20 protein-coding genes and 2 tRNA genes are annotated in these 23,270 nt (G+C 73.2%); 16 read left to right on the top strand and 6 right to left on the bottom strand.

Translation table 11 applies throughout. The annotated features are described in order from the left end of the window. Positions 1-49: 49 nt before the first annotated feature. The 3 genes from EKG83_RS20410 to EKG83_RS20400 all read right to left on the bottom strand — a co-directional run bounded on the left by EKG83_RS20410 (position 50) and on the right by EKG83_RS20400 (position 5,590). Entirely contained in the window at positions 50-1,492 is a 1,443-nt protein-coding gene (locus tag EKG83_RS20410; RefSeq protein ID WP_051766029.1) for a flavin monoamine oxidase family protein, read from the bottom strand. A 230-nt stretch (positions 1,493-1,722) separates the two neighbouring features. Next, positions 1,723-2,229, bottom strand: a complete 507-nt coding sequence (locus EKG83_RS20405; RefSeq protein WP_033431700.1) for a GNAT family N-acetyltransferase — start codon at positions 2,227-2,229, stop codon at positions 1,723-1,725. A 532-nt stretch (positions 2,230-2,761) separates the two neighbouring features. Further along, a complete protein-coding gene (locus EKG83_RS20400; RefSeq protein ID WP_051766028.1) occupies positions 2,762-5,590 on the bottom strand; it encodes an AfsR/SARP family transcriptional regulator in 2,829 nt (942 codons plus the stop codon). 77 nt (positions 5,591-5,667) lie between these two features. Here EKG83_RS20400 and EKG83_RS20395 point away from each other — a divergent pair, with 77 nt between their 5' ends. Continuing rightward, positions 5,668-6,660: a hypothetical protein gene (locus EKG83_RS20395; protein WP_033431699.1), complete on the top strand. Its 993-nt coding sequence runs from the start codon at positions 5,668-5,670 to the stop codon at positions 6,658-6,660. A gap of 4 nt (positions 6,661-6,664) precedes the next feature. Here EKG83_RS20395 and EKG83_RS20390 read toward each other — a convergent pair whose 3' ends face one another. Beyond that, the gene (locus EKG83_RS20390; protein WP_228122724.1) at positions 6,665-7,882 is read right to left on the bottom strand and encodes a sensor domain-containing diguanylate cyclase; all 1,218 of its coding nucleotides are present in this window, start codon (positions 7,880-7,882) and stop codon (positions 6,665-6,667) included. A gap of 463 nt (positions 7,883-8,345) precedes the next feature. Between EKG83_RS20390 and EKG83_RS20385 the strand changes: the two genes are divergently transcribed. From EKG83_RS20385 to EKG83_RS46965, 5 genes are all read left to right on the top strand, one after another. Continuing rightward, positions 8,346-8,981 (top strand): GntR family transcriptional regulator, encoded by a 636-nt coding sequence (locus EKG83_RS20385; RefSeq protein ID WP_033431698.1) that lies wholly within the window; start codon positions 8,346-8,348, stop codon positions 8,979-8,981. Beyond that, positions 8,978-9,439, top strand: coding sequence for an OsmC family protein (locus tag EKG83_RS20380; RefSeq protein ID WP_033431697.1), 462 nt, complete (start codon positions 8,978-8,980; stop codon positions 9,437-9,439). Before EKG83_RS20385 ends, EKG83_RS20380 begins: the two co-directional genes overlap by 4 nt. A 268-nt stretch (positions 9,440-9,707) precedes the next feature. Continuing rightward, the gene (locus EKG83_RS20375) at positions 9,708-10,397 is read left to right on the top strand and encodes a glycoside hydrolase family 12 protein (RefSeq protein WP_033431696.1); all 690 of its coding nucleotides are present in this window, start codon (positions 9,708-9,710) and stop codon (positions 10,395-10,397) included. After that, complete coding sequence (locus EKG83_RS20370) at positions 10,394-11,383, top strand: pectinesterase family protein (RefSeq protein WP_051766023.1); 990 nt, start codon at positions 10,394-10,396, stop codon at positions 11,381-11,383. Before EKG83_RS20375 ends, EKG83_RS20370 begins: the two co-directional genes overlap by 4 nt. Positions 11,384-11,487: 104 nt before the next feature. Further along, the gene (locus EKG83_RS46965) at positions 11,488-12,072 is read left to right on the top strand and encodes a hypothetical protein (RefSeq protein ID WP_407690768.1); all 585 of its coding nucleotides are present in this window, start codon (positions 11,488-11,490) and stop codon (positions 12,070-12,072) included. A gap of 48 nt (positions 12,073-12,120) precedes the next feature. Here EKG83_RS46965 and EKG83_RS20360 read toward each other — a convergent pair whose 3' ends face one another. Then, complete coding sequence (locus tag EKG83_RS20360) at positions 12,121-13,434, bottom strand: aspartate aminotransferase family protein (RefSeq protein ID WP_033431694.1); 1,314 nt, start codon at positions 13,432-13,434, stop codon at positions 12,121-12,123. 83 nt (positions 13,435-13,517) lie between these two features. On the opposite strand from EKG83_RS20360, the gene EKG83_RS20355 reads away from it, so the two are divergent. From EKG83_RS20355 to EKG83_RS20345, 3 genes are all read left to right on the top strand, one after another. Next, a complete protein-coding gene (locus EKG83_RS20355; RefSeq protein ID WP_033431693.1) occupies positions 13,518-14,444 on the top strand; it encodes a LysR family transcriptional regulator in 927 nt (308 codons plus the stop codon). Positions 14,445-14,656: 212 nt separating this feature from the next. Further along, positions 14,657-16,480, top strand: a complete 1,824-nt coding sequence (locus EKG83_RS20350; protein ID WP_051766021.1) for a PLP-dependent aminotransferase family protein — start codon at positions 14,657-14,659, stop codon at positions 16,478-16,480. Between the two features lie 118 nt (positions 16,481-16,598). Then, the gene (locus EKG83_RS20345; RefSeq protein ID WP_153278247.1) at positions 16,599-17,333 is read left to right on the top strand and encodes an SGNH/GDSL hydrolase family protein; all 735 of its coding nucleotides are present in this window, start codon (positions 16,599-16,601) and stop codon (positions 17,331-17,333) included. Positions 17,334-17,438: 105 nt separating this feature from the next. Here EKG83_RS20345 and EKG83_RS20340 read toward each other — a convergent pair whose 3' ends face one another. After that, positions 17,439-18,476 carry a chitinase gene (locus tag EKG83_RS20340; protein WP_033431692.1) on the bottom strand — a complete coding sequence of 346 codons (1,038 nt, stop codon included), beginning with the start codon at positions 18,474-18,476 and terminating at the stop codon, positions 17,439-17,441. 153 nt (positions 18,477-18,629) lie between these two features. Between EKG83_RS20340 and EKG83_RS20335 the strand changes: the two genes are divergently transcribed. The 7 genes from EKG83_RS20335 to EKG83_RS20305 all read left to right on the top strand — a co-directional run bounded on the left by EKG83_RS20335 (position 18,630) and on the right by EKG83_RS20305 (position 23,261). Beyond that, a complete protein-coding gene (locus tag EKG83_RS20335) occupies positions 18,630-19,025 on the top strand; it encodes an MmcQ/YjbR family DNA-binding protein (protein WP_228122720.1) in 396 nt (131 codons plus the stop codon). 135 nt (positions 19,026-19,160) lie between these two features. Further along, the gene (trpB, locus tag EKG83_RS20330) at positions 19,161-20,324 is read left to right on the top strand and encodes a tryptophan synthase subunit beta (protein WP_033431690.1); all 1,164 of its coding nucleotides are present in this window, start codon (positions 19,161-19,163) and stop codon (positions 20,322-20,324) included. Continuing rightward, positions 20,321-21,124: a tryptophan synthase subunit alpha gene (trpA, locus tag EKG83_RS20325; protein WP_033431689.1), complete on the top strand. Its 804-nt coding sequence runs from the start codon at positions 20,321-20,323 to the stop codon at positions 21,122-21,124. Before trpB ends, trpA begins: the two co-directional genes overlap by 4 nt. Positions 21,125-21,155: 31 nt before the next feature. Continuing rightward, a complete protein-coding gene (locus tag EKG83_RS20320) occupies positions 21,156-21,917 on the top strand; it encodes a GntR family transcriptional regulator (RefSeq protein ID WP_033431688.1) in 762 nt (253 codons plus the stop codon). Between the two features lie 71 nt (positions 21,918-21,988). Then, a complete protein-coding gene (locus EKG83_RS20315; RefSeq protein ID WP_228122718.1) occupies positions 21,989-22,828 on the top strand; it encodes a class I SAM-dependent methyltransferase in 840 nt (279 codons plus the stop codon). Positions 22,829-23,088: 260 nt separating this feature from the next. Continuing rightward, a tRNA-Arg gene (locus EKG83_RS20310) sits at positions 23,089-23,163 on the top strand. Positions 23,164-23,185: 22 nt separating this feature from the next. After that, positions 23,186-23,261, top strand: a tRNA-Leu gene (locus EKG83_RS20305). The last annotated feature ends 9 nt before the right edge of the window (positions 23,262-23,270 follow it).

Raw genomic sequence — 23,270 nt, 5'->3', positions numbered from 1 at the left:
GCGCGGTGCCGGGCGGGCGCCGACGCCCCCAGCCTCCCTCCCCGGGTCCTCAGTCCTTCCAGGGCATCTGGTCGCGCATGCCCTCGTTGATCGCGTAGGCGTTCTTGACGGCGGCCTTCAGCGCGCCCTCCACCCACCGGCGGTGGCGGCGGTCGCACGCGTCGTTGGCGAACCACACCCGGTTGACCGGCCGGATGACGTCCTCGTAGTTGCCCTCGCTCATCTCGAAGGCGCGGAACAGCGGGCCGATGCCGCAGGCGTACCAGTCCAGCGCCCAGTCCTTGTAGACGCCGAACTCGAAGGTGTCGCGCGCCTCGGGGTGGATCTTGGCCAGGTCCTCCAGCGCCTGCGCCACGCACTCGTCGCCGGCCAGCGGCGTGTAGGGCATGCTGTCCTGCTCCCAGCAGTAGGACGCGATCAGCACGCCCCGGCGGTAGCGCGGGTCCTGGCCGGCGGGCGGGTAGACCACGTTGCGGATCGCCAGGTCGGTCACGGTCAGGCCGTGGGTGATGCCGTACCCGCTCTCCCACCAGCGCTCGCTGAACTGCATGAACAGCTTGTGCGCGCGGCCGTAGTAGGTGTTGCGGATGGCGTACCACTTGTCCGGGTCGAGGCCGCTGATCTCCATGTGCCGCAGGCTCGCGAAGGGCACCGTGACGATGCACTCGTCGGCGTCGACCACGTGCGAGTGGCGGCCGGACCGGTAGTGCACCCGCACGCCGCCCTCGTCCTGGTCCACGGCGTGGACCTGGGCGCCGAACCGGATGTGGTCCATCAGGTGCGGTTCGAACGCGCGGGGCAGCGAGTCGGCGCCGTCGACGATGTAGACCAGGTCGCCGAAGACGTCCTCATAGAAGTGGGAGAACCACTCGACCAGCGAGAAGTGGTAGCGGCCCTCCAGGTTGAACAGCGGTCCGAGCATGGCCAGCGCGCCGTCGCTCAGGCCGCGCTCCTTGAGGTAGCCCAGCACCGTGTACCGGTCGTAGTCGGTCAGGATGCGGTGCCACCCCTTGTCGGCGCCCTCCTGCTCCATGATGTCGACCAGCGGTCGCACGGTGTCGCGCAGCAGGTCGTGCGGCGTCCGGCCCGCCTCGTCCGGCAGCAGGTCGAAGTCGAACCGGTCGGCGCTGAACTCGCCGCGGCGCACGCCCTTTCCCTGGAGGTACACGAACGTGTCCTCGTCGTACATCGGGAACGGCCTGGTTTCCAGGCCGAACCGGTCGCGGATCAGGTGCTGCACGAGCGGGTGCTGCTCGGGGAAGCGCATCGCGCCGAACTCGCCGTACATGTCGCCCGCGAAACCGCGGTGGGTCAGGATGCGGCCGCCGAGGCGGTTCTGGCCCTCCAGGACGGTGACCTCGTGACCTGCGTCTTTGAGCAGCAGGGCGGCCGTCAGCCCGGCCATGCCGGCGCCGACGACGACGATTCGCCGCTTGGGCGCGGAACTGTCGGGGAGGCCGTTCTTGAGCAGGTCGAGGACTTCCAGGGTCATGAGGGCACCTCTCATTCCGGCGCTGTTCGCCGAACACCGCGGCACGCCGCGAAAATGACAGGAGAGATGGCCGATCTCGGAACGAACCGTACTCTGATCATGGACGGACAGCCACACCCCGATGGGGTGAGCGCGATTCCTACCGAAAATCCGCGAATATCCCCGCGACTGCGCAGGAATGCGGTTACCGACGGTGTTCGAACCCCCGAACGGGTTGCCGACTCACCCGGTCAGGTGGCGACCCGCTGAACCAGCAACCGCCCCGGCCACCCGTTCACCACGAACGGCTCGACGGGCTCGAAGCCGTTGCGCCGGTAGTAGTCGACCAGGCGCCCCTCCGAGCCCGCGTAGCAGTCCACGCGCAGCAGCCCGACCCCCGCGCGCCGGGCCTCCTCACGTGCGTGGGCCAGCAACGAGCCGCCCACGCCCAGCCCCGCGAACCGCCGGTCGGTCACCAGCAGGGTCACGTAGACCTCGGGCTCGTCCGCCGGGGCGACGTAGGAGGGCGGTCGCGGTGCGAGCGTCATGGCCCCCGCGGGCCGCCCGTCCACCTCGGCGACCCACGCGGTCCCCGTGCGGATCTTGTCGGCGATCCCCTCCACCCGCGACGGGTTGGCGGAGAACGGCTCGCTCCCCCACTGCCCCGTGCGCCCGGCGGCGGCCAGCCAGGCCACGGCGCCGTCGAGCATGGCCATGATCGCGGGCAGGTCGTCCAGGTCGCCTTCGCGGATGTCCACGCGGGCACGATAACCCGGGCCACGGGGCGGGATCACCGCCGCACCCGCCCGGAACCGGTCACCCCCGCCGCCGCACCTCCCGCGACTGCGGCCACCGCCGGGAACCGCCGCCGTCGCAGGTGTCGGCCCGGCCGCGTGCGCGGTGACGCCGCCGACAGGCCGGCAAATCGCCGGCGGGACAGCCGGGACGTCAGTCAGTCGGTGGGGCAGACCCGCCAACGACGTCACCTCGCCCATCACCACGGTCAGTCGACGACACCCCGGTCCCACAGGCAGCGCTCGGACGACGAGGAGTTGTGCCACGTGGCGTGGCCCCGGCCGCCCTTCCGACGTGCCGGTCACCGACCAGTCGGACTGCGCGTGCGCCGACGGGGCGAACAGCCCGGACGCCGCCAGGCAGGTCAGCACCGCCGCGCCGGTGACCAGTGGACGGCGCGCCACTGCGACGACAGATCTCTTCACGAATTCCCCCTTTTTCGACGGGAACCCGTCGAACCGCAATTCGCGAACAGTCCCGAACCGGACCGGGTGCTCACGATCCCGACAGGACCGTGAGCGACTGGTCGCCGTCGCACGCGTCGAGCCGCCGTCGTACCCGCGCGACGTCTGCGTCGCGCCCCTGCGCCCGGTACAACCCCAGCGCTTCGCGCCACACCGCGCGGGCCTCTCGGTGCCGGCCGAGGGCGGTGCACGGGTGGCCGAGGTGGTCGAGGGTGTCGGCTTCGAGGAGGGCGTCGCCGAGGTCGCGGCACACGGCGAGGGCCTGCCGGTAGTGGCGGACGGCTTCGCGGTGGCGGCCGGTGCGGTGGTCGATGTGGCCCAGGCGGTTGAGGGCGAACACCTGCGCCTCGGGGTCGTCGTGGTGGTGGAACAGCGCGAGCGCGTCCCGGCACTGCCGGCGGGCCGCGTCGTGGTCGCCGAGCTGGGCCAGGCACCACCCGACCAGCGCGAACGCCCGGGCCTCCCACACGGCGTTCCCGGCGGCGCGGTGGTCGTGCAGGGCGCGGGTGGCGTGGTGCAGGGCCTGGCGGTGGTCCCCCTTGGCGTCCCAGGCCCAGGCGAGTGCCTGGTGGACGCGGTGCCGGTCGGCCGGCTCGTGGTGCCGCTCGGCCAGGGCGAGGGCGTGGCGCAGGTGGTCGATCGCGTCGTCGTGCCGCCCCAGGTCGGTGCAGGCCGCGCCGAGGCGTCGGTGGACCAGGACGTGGAGGGCCGGGTCGGCCAGGTGCTCGACGGCGACCAGGGCGGCGCGCCACGCGGTGAGCTGGTCGTGCAGGCGTCCCCGCCTCCGGCGGAGGGTGTCCAGGTGCCAGGCCAGTTGCCACGCGGCGTCGTGCCGGCGCAGCGCGGTGGCGACGTGCTGGACGGCCGCCAGGCACCGGTCCTCGGCCTCGAACCACACCACGGCGGCCCGGGCGTCGGCCGGCGGTTGGAGGTGGGTGCCGGGCGCGGGCGGCGCGGGCCGGACCTGCTGCCGGTGCGGGGACAGGAGGCGTTCGGCGGCGAAGGCGGTGTGCAGGTGGTGGTCGAGCACGCGCCGCAGCGCCGCCTCCCGCTGCCGCCCGGTCAGGTCGCGGTGGGCGGTGTCGACGGCGTAGCGGCGGAGCAGGTCGTGCATCCGGTAGCGGCCGTGCGCGGTTCGGGTGAGCAGTGACGCCTGCACCAACCCGTTGAGCAGCGTTCTGGTCCGCGCGGGCGGCGTGCCGGTGAGGCTGGCGGCGGCGGGTGGGCCGATGTCGGGGCCGGGGGCGATGCCCAGCAGCGCGAACGCGGTCCGCTGCTCGGCGGTCAGGTGGTGCAGGGACCAGGACAGGACGGTGGGCAGGCTGGCGGCGGGGTCGCTGTCGTCCAGCCCGGCCAGGCCCGCCTCGCGCAGTTCGGCGGCGAATTCGGCCAGCGGGAGGTCGGGGTGGGTGTGGGCGCGGGCGGCGATGATGCCCAGCGCCAGGGGGAACCCGCCGCACAGCCCGACCAGTTCGGCCGTGGCGGCCGGTTCCGCGGTGGTGCGCCCGGTGCCGAGCCGGGCGGCCAGCAGGGCGTGGGAGTCGGCGTCGGTGAGGACGTCGAGGGCGAGGTGCCGGGCACCGTGGGCGGTGACCAGGCCCGGCAGGTGGTTGCGGCTGGTGACCAGGACGGTGCAGGAGTTCCCGCCGGGCAGCAGCGGGACGACCTGGTCGGTGGACGCGGCGTTGTCCAGGAAGACCAGCACCCGCTTGTCGCTGACCAGGCTGCGGAACAGCGCACCGCGGGCGTCCTGGTCGGCGGGTGCGCGATCGGGGGGCACGGCCAGGGCGTCGAGGAACCCGCGCAGCACCGCGGACGGGTCGGTGGGCGTGCCGTCCGGGCCGAAGCCGCGCAGGTCCACGAACAGCTGCCCGTCCGGGAAGCGGTCCAGGTGCTCGTGGGCCCAGGTCAGCGCGAGCCAGGTCTTGCCCATGCCGCCGGCGCCACCGATCACGCAGGTCGTCGCGGCCTCCAGGGCGGCCAGTTCACCGGCGCGGCCGGTGAACGAGCGCGGCGCGGCGGGCAGTTGCCGCGGCACCACCACCGGACCGGTCACGGCACCGGCCCGGACACCGGCGTCCGGGCCGGCGGGCGTCAACCCCGGATCGGCGACGAGGATGCGCTGGTACAGGTCCCGCAACGCCGGCCCGGGATCGGCGCCCAACTGCTCGGTCAGGTGGTGGCGGGTGCGCTGGTAGCGCGTCAGCGCGTCGGCCTGCCGACCGGACCGGTACAGCGCCAGCATCAGTTGGCCGACCACCCGCTCGTCCAGCGGCTCGGCATCGGCCCGCGCGGTCAACTCGGGCAGCACCCCGTGGTGGCGACCGCAAGCCAGCGCCCAGTCGACCCGGTCCGCCTCGGCCGCGGCCCGCTCCCGGTGCAGCCGCTCCCGCACGGCCCGCGCCCACGGGCTGTCCAACTCGGCCAGGGGCTCGCCCCGCCACAACGCCAGCGCGTCCTCCACCAGCGCCAGCGCCTCCCGGGCCTCCCGCTGCTCACGGGCCCGGACCGGCAACCGGCGGAAGCGGTGCAGGTCCACGGTGTCGGGCGTGGTGTCCAGCAGGTAGCCCGTCCCCCGACGGGTGATCGCGACCTCGGCGGGGGCCAGCGCCCGGCGCAGGTGGGTCAGGTAGGTGCTCAGCGCCGAACGCGCGCGGCTGGGCGGCCGTTCACCCCAGACCCGGTCGACCAGGGCGTCCACCGACACCACGCTCCCCGCCTCGACCGCCAGCGCCACCAGCACCGACCGCTGGCGGGCGTGCCCCAGGGGCAGGGGCCGACCGTGCAGCCGGACCTCCGCCTCGCCCAGCACCCCCCACGTGATCGGTGGCGGTCCACCGGCCTCCGGGCTCGTCACCATCCTTCCTGGATACCAAATCCGAGCAGCGCCGAACACGGTCGCGGAGCACTGTCGAGCGGCGCTGTACGTTCCGCGCCATGCATTTCGTGTACCGATCGCACTACGAGGGCCTGATGAGCAAGTGGGTCCGGCGGTTACCCGACCCGACCGTGCTGGCCTGGTTCCGGCGCGGCTGGGCGTGTGACGACCCCGAGCAGTGGGTCGAGGACGACCTGGGCGTCGAGGTCTACGGCCTCGACGACTTCTTCGTCGGGGTCCAGAAGTCGCGACTGCCCCCGCCGCAGACCACCGACGAGCTGCGCGCCCTGCTCCACGAACACCTCTACGTCGAGTACGACCCCGACGACTGCATCCGGCTCGACGAGCACACCCTCCGCGTGCGCACCGACGACGACGAAGTCGAACTGGCCTACTTCTTCCTCGACGACGACACCGCGTCCAAAGCACCCGACCGGCTGGCCTACCTGCTGCACGAGTGGCCGCTGCCGGCGCACGCCGACCGGCCGGGCCCGTTCACCCCCGACGTCCCGGTGACGGCCCTCTCCCCCGCCGGCGGGGACGAAACCACCTACGCGGTGTTCCTCACCTTCTACGACGGCGAGAGCATGGCCCGCTGCCCACCGCTGGCGTTCCCCGGTGTCGACCTGCCCAACCTCGCCCGACACCTGCGCACCACGCCCACCCGGGACACCTGGCAGCCCGAACTGCTGGTCCTGAAAGCGCTCATCGGCCCCGCAGAGGACGACCTCGCCCCCGCGTTGGAGCGCTGCAACCGCTGGCCCGGGTTCAACCTCAACGCCGACCCCTGGCCGGACCTGCCCGACGACCACGACGTCGCCCACCGCCGGGCCCTGGAAGTGCTGGAGCAGGCCGAATACCTCGACGACCGGCGTCCCGAGACCTCTCGCCTCCTCGTCAGCGACCACCTGGCCCAGCTCGCCATGCACTGCGGCGACTCCTTCGGCCACCAGCAGTGGTTCCTGTTCGACACCCGGTGGGCGGCGACCCACCCGGACCTCGCCCGGTCGCTGCTGCGCTACGCCGAGCACTGGGACCCGCTCGACCGCTGAGGCGTCACCGGGGCGTCTCCACGATCGGCTCGACGACGGCGGAAGCCAGCCGCACCGCGTTGCGGCCCGCTTCCTTGGCCTCGTACAGCGCGAGGTCGGTGGTCTGGCGGAGTTGGTCGAGGGTGGTGCCGTTGTCGGGGGCGGCGCCGGCGCCGATGGAGACCGTCAGGCCGGTGACCGCCTCCGCGCCCTGGTCGAGCGGGACGGCCAGGGCCGCCACGGCGGTGCGGACGCGTTCGGCGGTGGCCGCCGCGGCGGTCAGGGTGGTGTCGGGCAGCAGGACGGCGAACTCCTCACCGCCGACCCGGCCCACCAGGTCGGTGCCGCGCACGGTGCGGCGCAGCGTGTCGGCGACGGCGCGCAGCACGGTGTCCCCGACCAGGTGGCCGTGGGTGTCGTTGACTTCTTTGAAGTGGTCCAGGTCGATCAGCAGGACCGCCAGGGGGGTGTGCTCGGCGAGGGCGCGGCGCAGGTGGTCGCGGGCCCGGTCGTGCCACCACCGGGTGTTGACCAGCTCGGTGAGCGGGTCGGTCTGGGCGGCGCGGCGGTACTGCGGGTAGAGCAGGCCCAGGTGCAGCGCCAGGATGGTGACCAGGCCGATCGGGGCGGCCCAGGGCTGGTGGTGCATCGCCAGCGCCATCAGCCACCCCATGCCGCAGGCCGCGGCGATGGCCAGTTGGTCGCTGGGCGAACCCAGGGCCTTGCGGGCGGGCTGCTCGGGGTGGCTGAGGATGATGGCGCCGACCACCAGGGCGTAGTTGACCAGCCAGTAGAGCAGGCCGGCGGTCAGCAGGGCGGCCGCGCCGCCCGGGCCGTCCAGCCTGGCGAGCCCGGACCCGCCCGGGTGCAGGGCGGTGATCGCCAGCTGCGCCGTCCACGAGCCCAGGACGACGGTCGCGGCGGAGAAGACCTTGCGGTGCGGCGGCACCTTGCCGCGGAAGACCCGGAACCACTCGTGGGCGAAGCCCGATCCGATCAGGAGCGCCAACGCCGGCAGCGGCAGCAGCAGGACCCCGGCGAAGAACCAGATCGACTGCAGGTGGGCGTACGGCCTGCCCTCCACCGCGACCACCCGGGTCCGCTCGATGCCCTGGGACGCCTCCAGGTGCAGCGCCGAGGCCGCCGCCAGCACCCCCAGCCAGCCCCACGACCACGCCGGGGCCGGCGTCGTCCACGCGGTCGCGGCCACGACGAGTACCGCCGCGGCGACGACGGCCACCACGTACGCGCGCAGCCCACCCGGCAGTGACCATAGAGACGGGCGGTGTCGGCTCGGCCAACGCACGCCTCACCCCCGATTCTAGGGACAGGAGAGACCACCGTAACCGCGGCGGCCTCCCCTGTCAGGGCCTGGTCGGGGGACCCGACCAGCCACGATCCGTCACCGGCACCCCAGGAGAGCACCATGATCATCCGCCCCGCCTCCCCCCGCACCGGCCGCCCCAACGAGTGGACCCGCGCCGCAACCGGTCGCCCGAACGAGTGGCGCGGCTGACCCGCACCGCCCGGCCCCGGTCCCTCCCGACCGCCGACCGCCGGCTTTCGCACGGCGATCGATCGGGAGGGACCGCAAGCGGCCCGGTGCCCCGCGCGGAGTTCAGGCACGGCCGAGCTGCCGCCGCCGTGCCCGCCCGGCTCGGCAAGTCGCCTTCCGCTCGACGTATTCTTTGTATACATTGCATGCAATGGACGTCTACGATGCGGTCCGCAGCCTGATCGTGCTCGGCACGTACCCCGCCGGGCGGCCGGTCACCGAGCTGGAGCTGTGCGAACGGCTCGGCGTCAGCCGCACGCCGGTCCGGGAGGCGTTGCGGCGGCTGGAGGGCGACGGCCTGGTGCGGGCCGCGCGGCGCGGCGTGACGGTGGTCGAGCTGGACGCCAAGGCGCTGCGGGACGCCTACCTCGTGCGCGCCTCCCTGGAGGCGTTGACCGCGGAGTTGGCCGCGCGTCGGCAGCGGGACGGCGAGCTGTCCCCGGCGAGCGTCGCCCGGCTCGTCGAGCACGCCGACCTGGCCGATCAGGCCACCCGGCGGGGCGACCTGGTCGCGGGCGCCCGGCACAACCGGGCGTTCCACCAGTACGTCGCCGCGCTCGCGGACAACCCCGCGGCGTCGGAGGTGCTGGACCGGATCTGGGACCAGATCACCGTCTCCACGCGGGCCTCGCTGACCGCGCCGGTCCGGCCCGCCCTGGTGGACGACGAGCACCGGCGGCTGATCGAAGCCGTCACCAACGGCGACCCGGAGCGGGCCGCCGCCCACGCGCGTGAACACGTCCTGGCCACGATGTCCGTCCTCGCCGAACAAGGGGGAGAAACGTGAGCAAGCAGCACGACTACCGGGTCACGGTGCGCTGGCGCGGCGACACCGGGGCCGGCTACCGCGACTACTCGCGGGACCACGACGTGGTCGTCGAGGGCAAGCCGGTGCTGAAGGGCAGCGCCGACCCCGCGTTCCGCGGCGCGCCCGAGCGGTGGAACCCGGAGGAGCTGCTGGTCGCCGCCCTGTCCGAGTGCCACATGCTCACCTTCCTGTCGCTGTGCGCGCGGGCCGGCATCGCGGTGACCGACTACGTCGACGCCGCCAGCGGTGTCATGCGGGAGGAGCCGGGCAACAGCGGCCGGTTCACCGAGGTCGTGCTGCGGCCGGAGGTGACCGTCGCCGACCCGGCCGCGGTCGAGCAGGTCGCGGCGCTGCACGAGCAGGCGCACGACGCGTGCTTCATCGCCAACTCGGTGAACTTCCCCGTCCGGCACGAGCCGGTCACGACCAGTTCGTGACCAATTCCGCGACATCCCCGGGCGGCATTCCCGCCATAGCGGAGGCACGCCGCGACCGACGAACGCAGTCGAATGCGCGAATCGAATTCATCGAATGCGCGAACATTTCCGAAGAATGTCCGTATCAATTGGCGCCGGGTTGACCACCGCCCGGCCCGACTGCGACACTCCCCGGTACCGCCGACACCGAACCGGCAATTCAGCGACCGACCGGCGCGCCCGGCTCGGGCGCGATTACTTGGGCGACGAGGCCCGGGAAAGCAGAGCCATGGGCAACAGGATCCGGTCTGCCGCAGCGGCGGCCGTCGTGGTGTTGAGCCTGGTCGGCACGACCGGGGTGGCGCAGGCGGCCGCCTGGTCGTCGACCGACAAGTGGGGGACGTGGTCCAACGGCGGCTACACCGTCCGCAACGACGTGTGGGGCAGCGGCGTCGGACCGCAGACGATCTGGGCGAACTCCTACAGCAACTGGGGCGTGTGGGCCGACCACCCCAACACCGGCGGGGTGAAGTCGTACCCGCACTCGGCCAAGGCGATCAACAGGAAGCTCAGCGCGCTGGGCAGGCTGTCCAGCTCGTTCAACGTCAGCCGGCCCGGCTCGGGCTCCTACGCCACGTCCTACGACATCTGGGCGAACAACAACGCCTACGAGATCATGATCTGGGTCAACAAGCAGGGCGCGGTCGGGCCGATCGGGTCGAGGCAGGCCACCGTGTCGGTCGGCGGCCACACCTGGGACGTGTACCGCGGCTCGAACGGCGCCAACGAGGTGTTCTCGTTCCTGCGCACCGGCAACACCAACGCCGGCACGGTCGACGTGCTGGCGGTGCTGAGGTGGATCGGCTCGCGCGGCTGGTACGGCGACGTGACGGTGGGCGAGGTGCAGTTCGGCTTCGAGATCACCTCGTCGGCGGGCGGCCTGGACTTCGTGTCCAACAGCTACTCGGTGACCACGTGAGGGTCCTCGCGGCCGTCCCGGTGGCGGCACTGGTGCTGGGGCTGTCCACGGCCACCGCGCACGCCGCGGCGGTGACCGTGGCGGCCGACGGCAGCGGCGACTACCGCACGCTCCAGGCGGCGGTGAACGCGGTGCCCGCGGGCTCGACCATCACCGTCGCCCGCGGCACCTACCGGGAGACCGTGACCGTCCCCGCGGCCAAGTCCGGCCTGGTCGTCCGGGGCGCGACCGGCAACCCCGCCGACGTGGTGGTCGTGATGAACAAGGCGGCCAAGGACACCGGCAGCACGCTGACGTCGGCGACGCTCACGGTCAACGCGCCCAACACCGCGGTGCGGGCGCTGACCGTGAAGAACGACTTCGCCGAGACCGGCGCGTCCTCGGAGCAGGCGGTGGCGCTGGCGGCCAACGGCGACCGGCAGGTGTACGACAACGTGCGCGTGCTGGGCAACCAGGACACCCTGCTGTCGTGGGGCCCGTCCTACACCTCGCGCCACCGGCAGTACTTCCGCGACTCCTACGTGGAGGGCGACGTCGACTTCATCTTCGGCCTCGGCACGATGGTGTTCGACAACTGCACGATCCACTCGCTGTCGCGCGGCTCGTCGAGCAACAACGGCTACGTCACGGCGGCCGCGACGGACCGCGACAACCCGTACGGGTTCCTGTTCCACCGGAGCAGGTTCACGTCCAACGCCCCGTCCGGCACGGTGTACCTGGGTCGCCCGTGGAGCCCGAACGGCACGGCGAACCAGGCCCAGGTGGTCATCCGCGAGTCCTCGCTGGGCGCGCACGTCCGCACCGCGCAGCCGTGGACGGACATGGGGTCCACGACGTGGCGGTCCGCGCGGTTCTCCGAGTACGCCAACACCGGCTCGGGGGCGGGCGTGAACGCCAACCGGCCGCAGTTGTCGTCCTCGCAGGCCGCGACGTACACACCGCAGAGGTACCTGGCGGGCTCCGACGGCTGGAACCCCGTGGGCTGAAGTTCATGGTCGACTCGGTGGGGCGCTGATCCTCCGACGGGGTGCGTCGATTCGTTACCGCGTTGACAGCTAACGAACGAGGGAACGCCCCCGATCCGGGGGTCATGAGGCCATTGATCGCCGCGACATGCGTGATCCTCACCTTATCCGGGTGCGGGACGTCCGAGGAGCCGGCGGCCCAGGAAACGACGACCACCACCACGGAAACCACGACCACCACCACGACGACAACGACGGAGACCACGACCACCACGGAAACCACGACGACAACCACCGAGCCGTCTCCGGAGGAGGAGGTCGAGGAGGACTACGAGGAGGAAGAAGAGGACTACGACGAGGAGGAGTACGAGGAGCCCACCTCGGACTGGTCGGACGTCCTGCCGGGCGTGTGGGTGGCGAAGCTGCCCTACGCCGCACCGGGCGAGGAGTTCTGGACGTTCAACGGGCGGACCGGCGGCGCGGTGTTCCAGTTCTGGCCGCGGGGTGTCGGTGTCGGCAACCCGATGGACAACGGTGTCGCCGTGCCGTCCAGCAACGGTTACCTCTACTCCGTCGACGGCGACACGCTGACCGTCGAGAACGCGCTGAACACCAGGGTCTACACCGATCTGACCGGCGACGGGGGCGATTGCTTCACCGCGGACTACACCGGCGACACCGTCGAGTTCTGCCGCTACCACGGCGGTTGACGCACCACCACGACGGAGGTCACGACCCCCGTGCGCGGTGGGACGGGGTCACAGGTCGCGGGTCGCGTCGGCGAGGGCCTGGTCGAGGACGGCCACACCGCGGGCGATCTCGTCGTCGCTCGCGGTCAGCGGGGGTGCGATGCGGAAGACGCCGCCCATCCCCGGTAGCTGGACGATGTTCATGTGCAGCCCCAGCTCGAAGCAGCGCCGGGTGACGGTGGCACCGAGCCGGTCGGCGCCACCGGGTCCGAGGACCCGGTCACCGACCAGTTCCACGCCCAGCAGCAGGCCGCGGCCGCGGACGTCGCCGACGGTGTCGTGGCGGGCGGCGATCCCGTCGAGACCGGTGCGCAGTGCCGCGCCGAGCTCGCGGGCGCGCTCGTCGAGGCGGTCGCGGACCAGGACGTCGAGGACGGTGTTGCCGACGGCGGCCGGCAGGGGGTCGTTGACGTGGGTGGTGAAGAACAGGAACCCGCGGTCGTGTGCCCGCTGCTCGATCTCCGCGCCGGTCACCACGGCGGCCAGGGGCAGGCCGGCGCCGAGCGTCTTGGACAGGGTGAGGATGTCCGGGACGACGCCGTCGTGCTCGAAGGCGTACCAGTCGCCGGTGCGGCACAGGCCGGTCTGGGCCTCGTCGAGGATCAGCAGCATGTCCCGCTCCCGGCACTTGTCCGCCAGGGCGGCCAGGTAGCCCGGCGGGAGTTCGACGACACCGCCGGAGCTGAGGATCGGTTCGACCAGGCAGGCGGCGAGGCTGCCCACCGACTGGGCGTCGATCAGGTCGAAGCCCAGGTCGAGTTGGCGGCGCCAGTCGAGCGCGCCCCCGGCGTCGACGACGTCGGGGTGGAAGCGGTCCGGGACGGGCAGGGCGAAGTTGCCCGGTGCCGCGGGTCCGTAGCCGCGACGGCCGGCGCTGTAGGTGGCGTTCGCGGCGGCCTGGGTCATCCCGTGCCAGGACCTGGCGAACGAGACGACCTCGTGCCGGCCGGTGACGAGCTTCGCCATCCGCACCGCCGCCTCGTTCGCCTCGGCACCGGTGGTCAGCAGCAGCACCTTCTCCAGGGGCGCGGGCAGGGTGCCGGCGAGCCGGCGGGCGAGGTCGACCACCGGGCGGCTGAGCATCCCGCTGTGCAGGTGGTCCAGGGAGGCGACCTGCTCGCGGACCGTCGCGACGATCTCCGGGTGGGAGTGGCCGAGGATCGCGCTCATCTGGCCGGAGGTGAAGTCGAGCAGTTCGCGGCCGCCCTCGGTGAACACCGAGGTGCCCGCGGCACGCGCGACGAGCTCCGGCGAGAACGCGGCGCGGCCGGAGTAGCGCACGAGGTGGCGCTCGTGGTCGACGGGGGTTGTCCCAGGAGGCATGGGACCGACGTTAAGGACGTCGACTGCGCGCGTCCATCGCACAAATCCGACTGTTTTGTTCGGTGAAACCGTACAATCGGGCCGTGCTCAGCTCGTCCCGGCTGCGACTGCTCAGCCTGCTCGAAAGCCTGGGCACCGTCCGCGCGGTCGCCGAGACCCTGCACCTGAGCGCGTCGACGGTGTCCCAGCAACTGGCCCTGCTCGAAACCGAGACCCGGTGCCGGCTGTTCGAGCGCAGCGGGCGGCGGGTGCGGCTGACCGAGGCCGGTCTCCTGCTGGCCCGCCGGGGCCGGGAGATCCTCGACCGGATGGCCGAGGCCGAGGCCGAGTTGCGCGCCCTGAACGACGAACCGGCCGGCACCGTCCGGCTCGGGGTGTTCCAGAGCGCGATCTACACCCTCGCGGTGCCCGCGGCGACGCGCCTGGCCACCACCCACCCGCACCTGCACCTGGAACTGATCGAGCTGGAGCCGCACGAGAGCGGGCCCGCGCTGCGGTCGGGCGAGGTGGACGTCATCGTCACCACCACCGACTACGCCGGCCTCGCCCTCGGCTCGGACCTGGAGACGATCCCCCTGGGCGCCGACCCGGTCGTGCTGGTGCTGCCGCGCGGGCACCCGCTCACCCACCGCACGTCGGTGGACCTCGCGGCGTGCCGGGCGGAGACCTGGGCGTGCGACCGACCGCGGTCGTACATGGCGGAGCTGACCACCCGGCTGTGCCGCGAGTCGGGGTTCGAACCCCGGGTGGCGTGCCGGTTCGGCAACTACCTGATGCTGCTGCGGCACGTCGAGTCGGGCCGGTCGATCGCCCTGCTGCCCGCCCTGGCCGTCACCCCGGAGCACGCCGTGGTCACCCGCGAGCTGAGCACACCGGTGCACCGCAACGTCACCGTCGTGGTGCGGCGCGGCACCACCCAGCGCTCCGCGGTGAACGCGGTGGTCGCGGCGCTGCGCGACCACCCGGAGATCCCGGCGCTGGCCACGCCGGGGCGGCTGCGCCCGACATGAGCGACGAGGCGGGCCCTTCTCGGACATCGCTCGTGACGAGTGGCGAGACCAGGTCGGGAATCCCTGCGGCCATCGGGTGAACTTCCGCCACGAACAGGCGAGTACGCGAAAACTGCGTACGGGCCGGGATCATGCCGGTGGGACGCTCCGACGCACGGTGACGGCGGACCCGGGCGGACGGTCCCCCGCCCGGGTCCGGAAGAGGCGGCGTCATGAGCGTGCACCCCACCGAGCAGCAACCCGACCTCCCCCGCGACGCGCCCTGGTCCGCGCTGCTGTCCTCGGCCGGGCCGGGCGACGGGCGCGCCCCGGTCGTCGCCGGTCCGTCCGGGGACCCGCGGCAGGCGTACCCGAGCGACCCGGACCTGGAGACCGGCGAGTTCGAGATCCCCGCCGAGGGGCTGACCGCCCAGCAGCGCAAGCGGGCCCTCAACCGGCTGGAGACCTACCTGGTCGGCAAGCACGAGACCATGGTCGGGTTCCAGGGCAACCAGGACATGGCGAACTACCAGCAGGACCTGGCGCGGTTCCTGGAGTTCCACCTCAACAACGTCGGCGACCCGTTCCAGCAGGGCAACTACAAGGTCAACACCAAGATCGTGGAGCGCGCGGTGCTGGACCACTACGCCTCGCTGTGGCGCGCGCAGTGGCCCTACGACGCCGACAACCCCGACAGCTACTGGGGCTACGTGCTCACCATGGGCTCCACCGAGGGCAACCTGTACGCGCTGGCCACGGCCCGCGACTACCTGTCGGGCCGGAAGCTGATCAGCGAGCCCGGCGGCGGGCAGATGGTGTACGTGCAGGCCGCCCCGCCGGCCGGCGACGGCAGGGCGGCACCGGACAACGCCTACCGGCCGGTGGCGTTCTACTCCGAGGACACCCACTACTCGGTGATCAAGGCGGTCCGGACGCTGGCCATCGAGACCTTCGCGGCGATCGGCAGGCGCGACTACCCGGGGCAGTGCCCGATCGCCGACGAGTGGCCGATGGAGGTGCCCTCCAAGGGCGGCGCGGACGGCAGCGGCGAGATCGACGTGGACGTGCTGGAGCCGCTGGTCCGGTTCTTCGCCGAGCGCGGGCACCCGGTCCTGCTGCTGCTCAACTTCGGCACCACGTTCAAGGGCGCCTACGACAACGTCGAGAAGATCGCCGCGCGGCTCGTGCCGGTCTTCGCCGAGCACGGCCTGCTGGAGCGCGACATCGAGTTCGAACCCGGCCGCACCGACCGCCGCCGGGGCTTCTGGGTGCACGTCGACGGCGCGCTGGGCGCGGGCTTCATGCCGTACCTGCGCATCGCCGCCGCCGAGGAGCGCGGCAGCGAGCTGGGCGCGCAGCTGCGGCGGGAGATCAAGGACAGGGTGCCCGAGTTCGACTTCGGGCTGCGGGTCCACGACGTCGACGTGGTCAGCTCCCTGGTGATGAGCGGGCACAAGTGGCCCGGCGCGCCCTGGCCGTGCGGGGTGTTCATGACCAGGAACAAGTTCCGGGTGGAGCCGCCCTCCACGCCGGCCTACACCGGGTCACCCGACACGACCTTCGCCGGGTCGCGCAACGGGTTGTCGCCGCTGGTGCTGTGGAACCACCTGGCGTCGAAGTCGCTGCGCGAGCACGCGGCCGCGGCGGTGGGGGCGCTGCGCCTCACCCGCTACCTGGAGAGCTCGCTGCGCGAGCTGGAGGACCGCCTGGACTGGGAGGACCGGCTGCCCGCGGGCGGCCTGCACATCGACCGCAGCCCGTTGGCGCTGACCGTGCGCTTCCGCCAACCCGTCGACGCGATCATCGAGAAGTGGTCGCTGTCCTGCCAGCCGATGGTGATGAACTCCGGCGAACTGCGCCACTACGCGCACGTGTTCGTCATGCCCTCGGTCACCGCCGAGAAGATCGACGCGTTCGTCGAGGACCTGTTCGCCGAGGGCGCCTTCGACCGACCCGAACCGCGTCCGCTGCCGGAACGCCCGGCCGGGGCGTCGACCTTCGCCGCCGAGGTGCGGCCCCTGGCCCTGGTGCCCGTCCTCGGCCGCGGCTTCCAGTGACCCGGCCCCCGCGCCCCACCCGGTGTCGGCCGCGACGACCACACCGCCCTACCATCGCGACACCAACCCGGGACCTCGCGTCACCGGGCAGTCGCCCGGTTCGGGGGGGTGGGGTGCGGTGGCTCCGGTTCGCCTGGTGGCGGTCGGCGACAGCCTCAGCGAAGGCGTGGGCGATCCCGGCCCCGGTGGTCTGCGCGGGTGGGTGCACTACCTGACCAGCGGGCCGGACGGGCCGGAGCTGGTGGCCAACCTGGCCCGCACGGGCGCGACGGTGGCCGACGTGCGGCGGCACCAGCTGGAGCGGGCGGTCGCGGCCGCGCCGGACGTGGTGACCTGCGTGGTGGGCGTGAACGACGTGCTCTCCGGCCGGTTCGACGCGGCGGCCTTCGAGCGGGACTACGAGCACGTGGTCGCCACCCTGGTCGGCGCGGCGGGGGCCGGTGTGCTGACGATGACCCTGCACGACCTGACCGTCGGCCTGCCGCTGCCCCGCGGGCGGCGCGTCGAGCTGCGCCACCGGATCGCACGGGCCAACGAAGTGGTCGAGCGCGTGTCCGCGCGCCACGGCACGTGGGTGCTGGACGCGCGCGCGGTCGCACCGCTGCGCGCCGGCGGCATGCTCAGCCTCGACCTGCTCCACCCCAACCGCCGCGGGCACCGCTACGTCGCCGCGTTCGCGCTGGACGTGCTGCGCACCGGCGGCGTGTGCCCGCCGGGGCCCGGCGCGGTGGTCCCGGAGGCGGACCCGCTGCCGCGGCGCGTGATCGCCGGGGCCCGGCACGTCCGGTGGCTGGCCGGGCACCTGGTCCGGCCGCTGCTGCGGCGGCCGGGCGCCGGTGCGGGGCGCCCCTGACCGACCGGCGGGGAAGCCCGCCGGTTCCGGGCGCACCCGGTGCGGTGGGGGTCCTGGCCGGGCCCCCACCGCACCGGCGGTGCTCGGGACGCGGTCCCGGCGGGGTCAGCGGCCCTGGAGGGACCTGACGTTGTCGCCGAAGCCCCAGCCGCGCGAACCGTCCCAGTTGATCGACCACGTCATCAGGCCCTTGAGCGCGCCGCGGTAGTTGTTCCACGCCTGCGCGACCTGACCGGTGGACAGGTGGCCGCCGCCCGCGCCCGGCTGGGCGGGCAGCCCCGGCACCTGCTTGTCGTACGGCACCCGGATCGTGGTGCCCTGGACGACCAGCCCGCGGTCGAGGCAGTCGGTCTGCGCGGTGAAGCCCTGGACGGTGCCGGCCGAGTACGAGTCGCCCGCGCAGCCGTACATGTTGCCGTTGTAGTACTGCATGTTGAGCCACCACAGGCGGCCGTTGTCGGCGTACTTCTTCACGATCGGCAGGTAGGCGCCCCAGATCGAGCCGTAGGTGACGCTGCCGCCGGTCACGTAGGCCGTTTCCGGGGCCATGGTCAGGCCGAAGTTCGCGGGCATCCGGGCCAGCACGCCGTCGATGATGCGGATCAGGTTGGCCTGCGAGGTGGACGGCGTGCCGATGCGGCCGCTGCCGACCAGGCCGGTCTCGACGTCGATGTCGATGCCGTCGAAGTTGTAGCGCTGCAGGATCGGCACCACGGTCTCGACGAACCGGTCGGCCACGGCGGTGGAGTTGAGGTCGATGCCCGCGGCCGCGCCGCCGATGGACAGCAGGATCGTCAGGCCGGCCGCCTTGGCCTGGCACATCTCCGCCGGGGTCGGCACCTTGACGTTGGTGTCCATCCCGTCCTCCCACAGCACCGTGCCGTCGCCGCGGATGACCGGGAACGCGGCGTTGACCACGTTGTAGCCGTGCGCGCGGATGCGGCTGTCGGTGATCGGGATCCAGCCCAGCGGCGGGTGCACGCCGTTGAGCGCGCCGTCCCAGTTCTCCCAGTAGCCGTGCAGCACCTTGCCCGCGGGCTTGGACTTCACCGCGCAGGTGTCGGCGGGCAGGGCGTGCGCGGGTGCCGTCAGCGCGGTCAGCGCCAGCACCGCGGTGAGCAGCTTGGCCGTCCAGCGAACCATCCCAGGCTCCTTCGTCGGAGGTCCCGGCCCCCGGCGGGGTGCACCCCGCCGGTGTGCGCCCGCCGGAGTTCTCCCCCATGGAAGCACCGGCGGGCTTTTCGGGCACCCCTGCGATCGGCGGGTTTGTCGGTGGGTGCCGGTAGCGTGCCCGTCGTGGACCCGGACGAGCTGGTCGGGCGGCTGCGGCGGATCTGCGCGGCGCTGCCGGAGGTGGTCGAGGAGCACGCGTGGCGCGGCACGCGGTGGCGGGTGCGCAGCACGGCGTTCGCGCACGTGCTGGAGGTGCGGGACGGCAGGCCGCGGTCCTACGCGCTGGCGGCGGGCACCGACGGGCCGGCGAGCGTGCTGACGTTCCGGTCGGCCGGGCCGGAGCTGGCCGCGCTCGGCCACGCCGGTCCCCCGTTCTTCAAGCCGCCGTGGGCGGTGAACGTGGTGGGGCTGCGGCTCGACGGCGATTCGGACTGGGAGGAGGTGGCCGAGCTGCTGACCGAGAGCTACTGCGTCTCGGCGCCGCGGAAGCTGGTCGCGCGGGTGCACCGGCCCGGTTGAGCGCTCCGACCCGCCTGCTGACGAACACCGCCCCGGACCGGGGCCCGCCTCCGGTCGGGCGCGCTGCCCGCGCACTTGCCCGCGGGCGATAAGACATCTAGAGTTCTAGATGTGTCTGTCGATGAGATCCCGTTGATGACCGAACCGGACGCCACCGGCCGGTTCGGTCGGTTCGGCGGGCGGTTCCTGCCGGAGGCGTTGATGCCCGCCGCGAAAGCGGTCGAGGCGGCCTTCCGCGAGGCGTGGGCCGACCCGGCGTTCACCACCGAGTACCGGCGGCTGCTGACCCACTACGCGGGTCGACCCACCCCGGTCACCGAGTGCGCCCGGCTGTCCCGGGCGCTCGGCGTGCGGGTGCTGCTCAAGCGCGAGGACCTGGCGCACACCGGCTCGCACAAGATCAACAACGTGCTGGGCCAGGCGCTGCTCGCCCGCCGCACGGGCAAGCGCAAGCTGATCGCCGAGACCGGCGCCGGGCAGCACGGGGTGGCCACCGCGACCGCGGCGGCGCTGCTGGACCTGTCCTGCACCGTCTACATGGGCGAGGAGGACGTGCGGCGCCAGGCGCTCAACGTGTTCCGGATGGAGCTGCTGGGCGCGGAGGTCGTGCCCGTCTCCTCCGCCACGAACGCCGGCACCCTGAAGGAGGCCACCAACGCCGCGCTGCGCGCCTGGGTCAACGAGACCGAGGAGGCGCACTACTGCCTGGGGTCCGTCATGGGCCCGCACCCCTACCCGTGGATGGTGCGCGAGTTCCAGCGCGTCATCGGCGACGAGGCACGCGCCCAGTGCGCCGAACTGCTGCCGACCGCGGTGCCGGACGTGGTGGTCGCGTGCGTCGGCGGCGGGTCGAACGCGGCGGGCACGTTCGCCGGGTTCGTCGGCACGCCCGCCCGGCTGGTGGGCGTCGAGGCCGCGGGCGGCAGCGCCGTGGACAAGGGGGTGCTCGGCGTCCTGCACGGGTTCACCTCGCACTTCCTCCAGGAGGAGTCGCAGGTCCTGGAGGCGCACTCCATCTCCGCCGGGCTGGACTACCCGGGCGTCGGGCCCGAGCACGTGCACCTCGCCGAGCGCGGCCGCGCGCAGTACCCCAGCGTCACCGACGAGCAGGCGCTGCGGGCGTTGCGGCTGGTGACGCGCTTGGAGGGCATCCTGCCCGCGCTGGAGTCGGCGCACGCGCTGGCGTGGGTGGTCGACGCCGCCGGCACCGGTGAGCTGCCGGCCGGCTCGACGGTCCTGGTCACGCTGTCCGGCCGGGGCGACAAGGACGTCCAGCAGATCCGGGAGCACCTGCGATGAGCGTTGCCGTGGCCGGGGTGGCCGAGCACCTGAAGGCGGCCGGGCGGCCGCTGCTGGTGCCGTACGTGATGGCCGGCGTCGTGCCGGACTGGGTGGAGCTGGTGCGGGAGGTCGCGGCGGCGGGCGCGGACGCGGTCGAGGTCGGGCTGCCGTTCTCCGACCCGATGCTGGACGGGCCGACCGTGCAGCGGGCGGCGGCCCGCGCGCTGGACCGGGGCGCGCGGCCCCGGCCGCTGCTCGACGAGCTGGCCGGGCTCGACGCGGGCGTGCCGCTGGTGGTGATGACCTACGCGAACATCGCCACCACGCTGGTGCCCGGGCGCGGCGTGGCCGGGTTCGTCGACCACCTGGCCGGGGTCGGCGTGCGCGGCGCGATCGTGGCGGACCTGCCGCTGGAGGAGTCCGCGGAGTACCGGGCGCGGGCGGCGGAGGTCGGGGTGGACGCGGTGCTGCTGGCGGCGCCGTCGTGCGACGACGACCGGTGCCGGGAGATCGCGCGGGCGTCGTCGGGGTTCGTGTACTGCATGAGCTCGATGCGGATCACCGGCGAGCAGGAGCACCTGGCGTCGAGCGCGCGGGCCAACGCCCGTCGCCTCAAGGCGATGACCGACCTGCCGGTGATCACCGGTTTCGGCGTGTCCACCCCTGCGCAGGCGGTGCAGGCGTGCGCGGACGCGGACGGCGTGGTCGTCGGTTCGGCGCTGATGCGCGTGCTGGTCGACGGCGCGGGCGTCGGGGCGGTGGTCGACGCGGTGGCCGGGTTCCGCGCCGCGCTATCCTCGGCCTCCCCGGGGGAATGAGTCCCGCGGGAGGACGAGGGAGTGCCCTGAGGTGAACGTCCGGCGGGCGGGCCTGGAGTCGCGGGTGCCCAAGTACCTCGCCATCTACCGGGTGCTGGCCGACCGGATCGGCACCGGGCACTACCCGGCGGGCGCGCCGCTGCCCGCGCAGCGGGAGCTGGTCGAGGAGTTCGACGTCTCGCTGATGACCGTGCGCCAGGCGATCGGGGCGCTGGAGGCCGACGGGCTGCTGGAGACGCGGCACGGGGTGGGCACGTTCGTCCGGCAGCCCGGGTTCTCCTACGGCCTGACCGGGTTGCGGAGCCTGGCGCAGGAGCTGGTCGAGCAGGGCATCGAGCTGGAGACCGAGGTGCTGGGCGCGGAGCCGGTGGAGCCGCCCGCGGACGTGCGCGCGCGGCTGGGCGTGCCCGCGGGCGGGCGGGTGCTGGCCGTCGAGCGGCTGCGCGGCGCCGGCGGCTCGCCGCTGCTGCTGCAGACCTCGTACCTGTCGCCGGGGGTGGGTTCGCGGGTCGAGGTCGACCAGTTGCGCCACCGCTCGCTCTACCGGCTGCTGGAGGAGCTGGGCACGCCGGTGCGGGAGGCGAGCGAGACGATCCGCGCGGTCGCGCTGACCGAGCGGCAGGCGGGCGTGCTCGGCCTGGCGGCGGGCTCACCGGCCCTGCTCAGCTGCCGGCTGAGCCGCGGCGACGACGGCGTCCCCCTGGTGGACGACCGCGCGCTGCTGGTGGGCGACACCGTGATCACCGCCGAACGCGCCACCTCCGGCACCAACCTGACCTACCGCACCACCTGATCAACCCCGGGAAAATTGCATTTATTTCTTTTTTGTGATATGATGCGAAATGCGGTTGTTAAGGTGACCGCGTGAATTCAGCAGAACCCAGCCGCACGGCGTTGATGGCCGCGGCGGCCCGCGCCGCCCACCCGGTCGTGGACCGGGCGCCACTGATCTTCACCGACGACGTCGCCCACCGGCTCCTGGGCGACCTGGCCGACGAGCTGGTCGGCTACCACCGCGCGCACGGCGACCACCCGGTCCTCGCCGGTGCCCGCGCGCAGGCCGTGGTGCGCAGCCGGTACGCCGAGGACCGCCTGGCGGAATCCGGTGCGCGCCAGTACGTGGTGCTCGGGGCCGGTCTCGACACGTTCGCCTGCCGCCGGGCGTCGGCGGACCCGCGGGTCTTCGAGGTCGACCACCCCGCCACCCAGGCGTGGAAGCGCCGCAGGCTCGCCGAGGCGGGCATCCCCACCTCCGCCACCCACGTCCCCGCCGACCTCGAACGCGACCCGCTGCTCGACCGCCTCACCGCCGCCGGTTTCGACCCCGCGCAACCCGCGTTCGTCAGCTGGCTGGGCGTGACCACGTACCTGACGCGGCAAGCGGTCGACCGGACCGTCGCCGCGCTGGCGGGGCTGGCCCCGGGCAGCGAACTCGTGCTCGACCACGTCCTGCCGCCGCACCTGCGCGACGAGGGCGGCAACGGCTACGCGCGGGCGGTCGCCCAGGCGGCGGCCGACGGCGGCGAGCCGTGGCTCACCTGCCTCGACCCCGCCGACCTCGCCTCGCTGCTCGCCGGCCACGGCTTCACCGCCACCCGGCACGCCACGCTGGACGAGGCCGTGGACCCGGCCCTGTGGCGGAGGTCGGACGCGCTGCGCCCGGACCGCCTGCTGGCCCTGGCGCACAGCCGGCTGACGCGGTAGGAGCCTTGGCGGAAAAGGGTTTGCGGCGTGGATGTCGCGACCCGCAGACTGGGGGCGCACGAGGAGAGGACGGGGTCATGGTGAGCACGCTGGAGCGGGGTGCGCTGCGCCGGGCGGCGCTGCTCCTCCGCCGGGCGGCGCTGCTCCTCCGCCTCCGTGCGGCCTCCCCGCCGTAGACGCCGCGCGCGTCGGACGACGGGGAGCCGCTCATCGGGAAACCGATCCGGGCGGCTCTTCCTTTCCCGGCAGCGGTTCCACCCATCCCCGTAGCTCAGTCGGAGCAGAGCGCGACGCTACGAACGTCGAGGTCCCGGGTTCGAGTCCCGGCAGGGGTACGACGGGCGCACCGGCGCTCGTGCGGTTCTAGCCCAACGGCAGAGGCGTCCGGTTGAGGGCCGGTCCAGTCGGGGTTCGAATCCCCGGAACCGCACCACCGCCGACC

Origin of the sequence: Saccharothrix syringae, from assembly GCF_009498035.1 — a bacterium.
GTDB lineage: Bacteria > Actinomycetota > Actinomycetes > Mycobacteriales > Pseudonocardiaceae > Actinosynnema > Actinosynnema syringae.
Note: the sequence above shows the minus strand (reverse complement) of the source record. Positions and strands in the feature narration are given on the sequence as shown.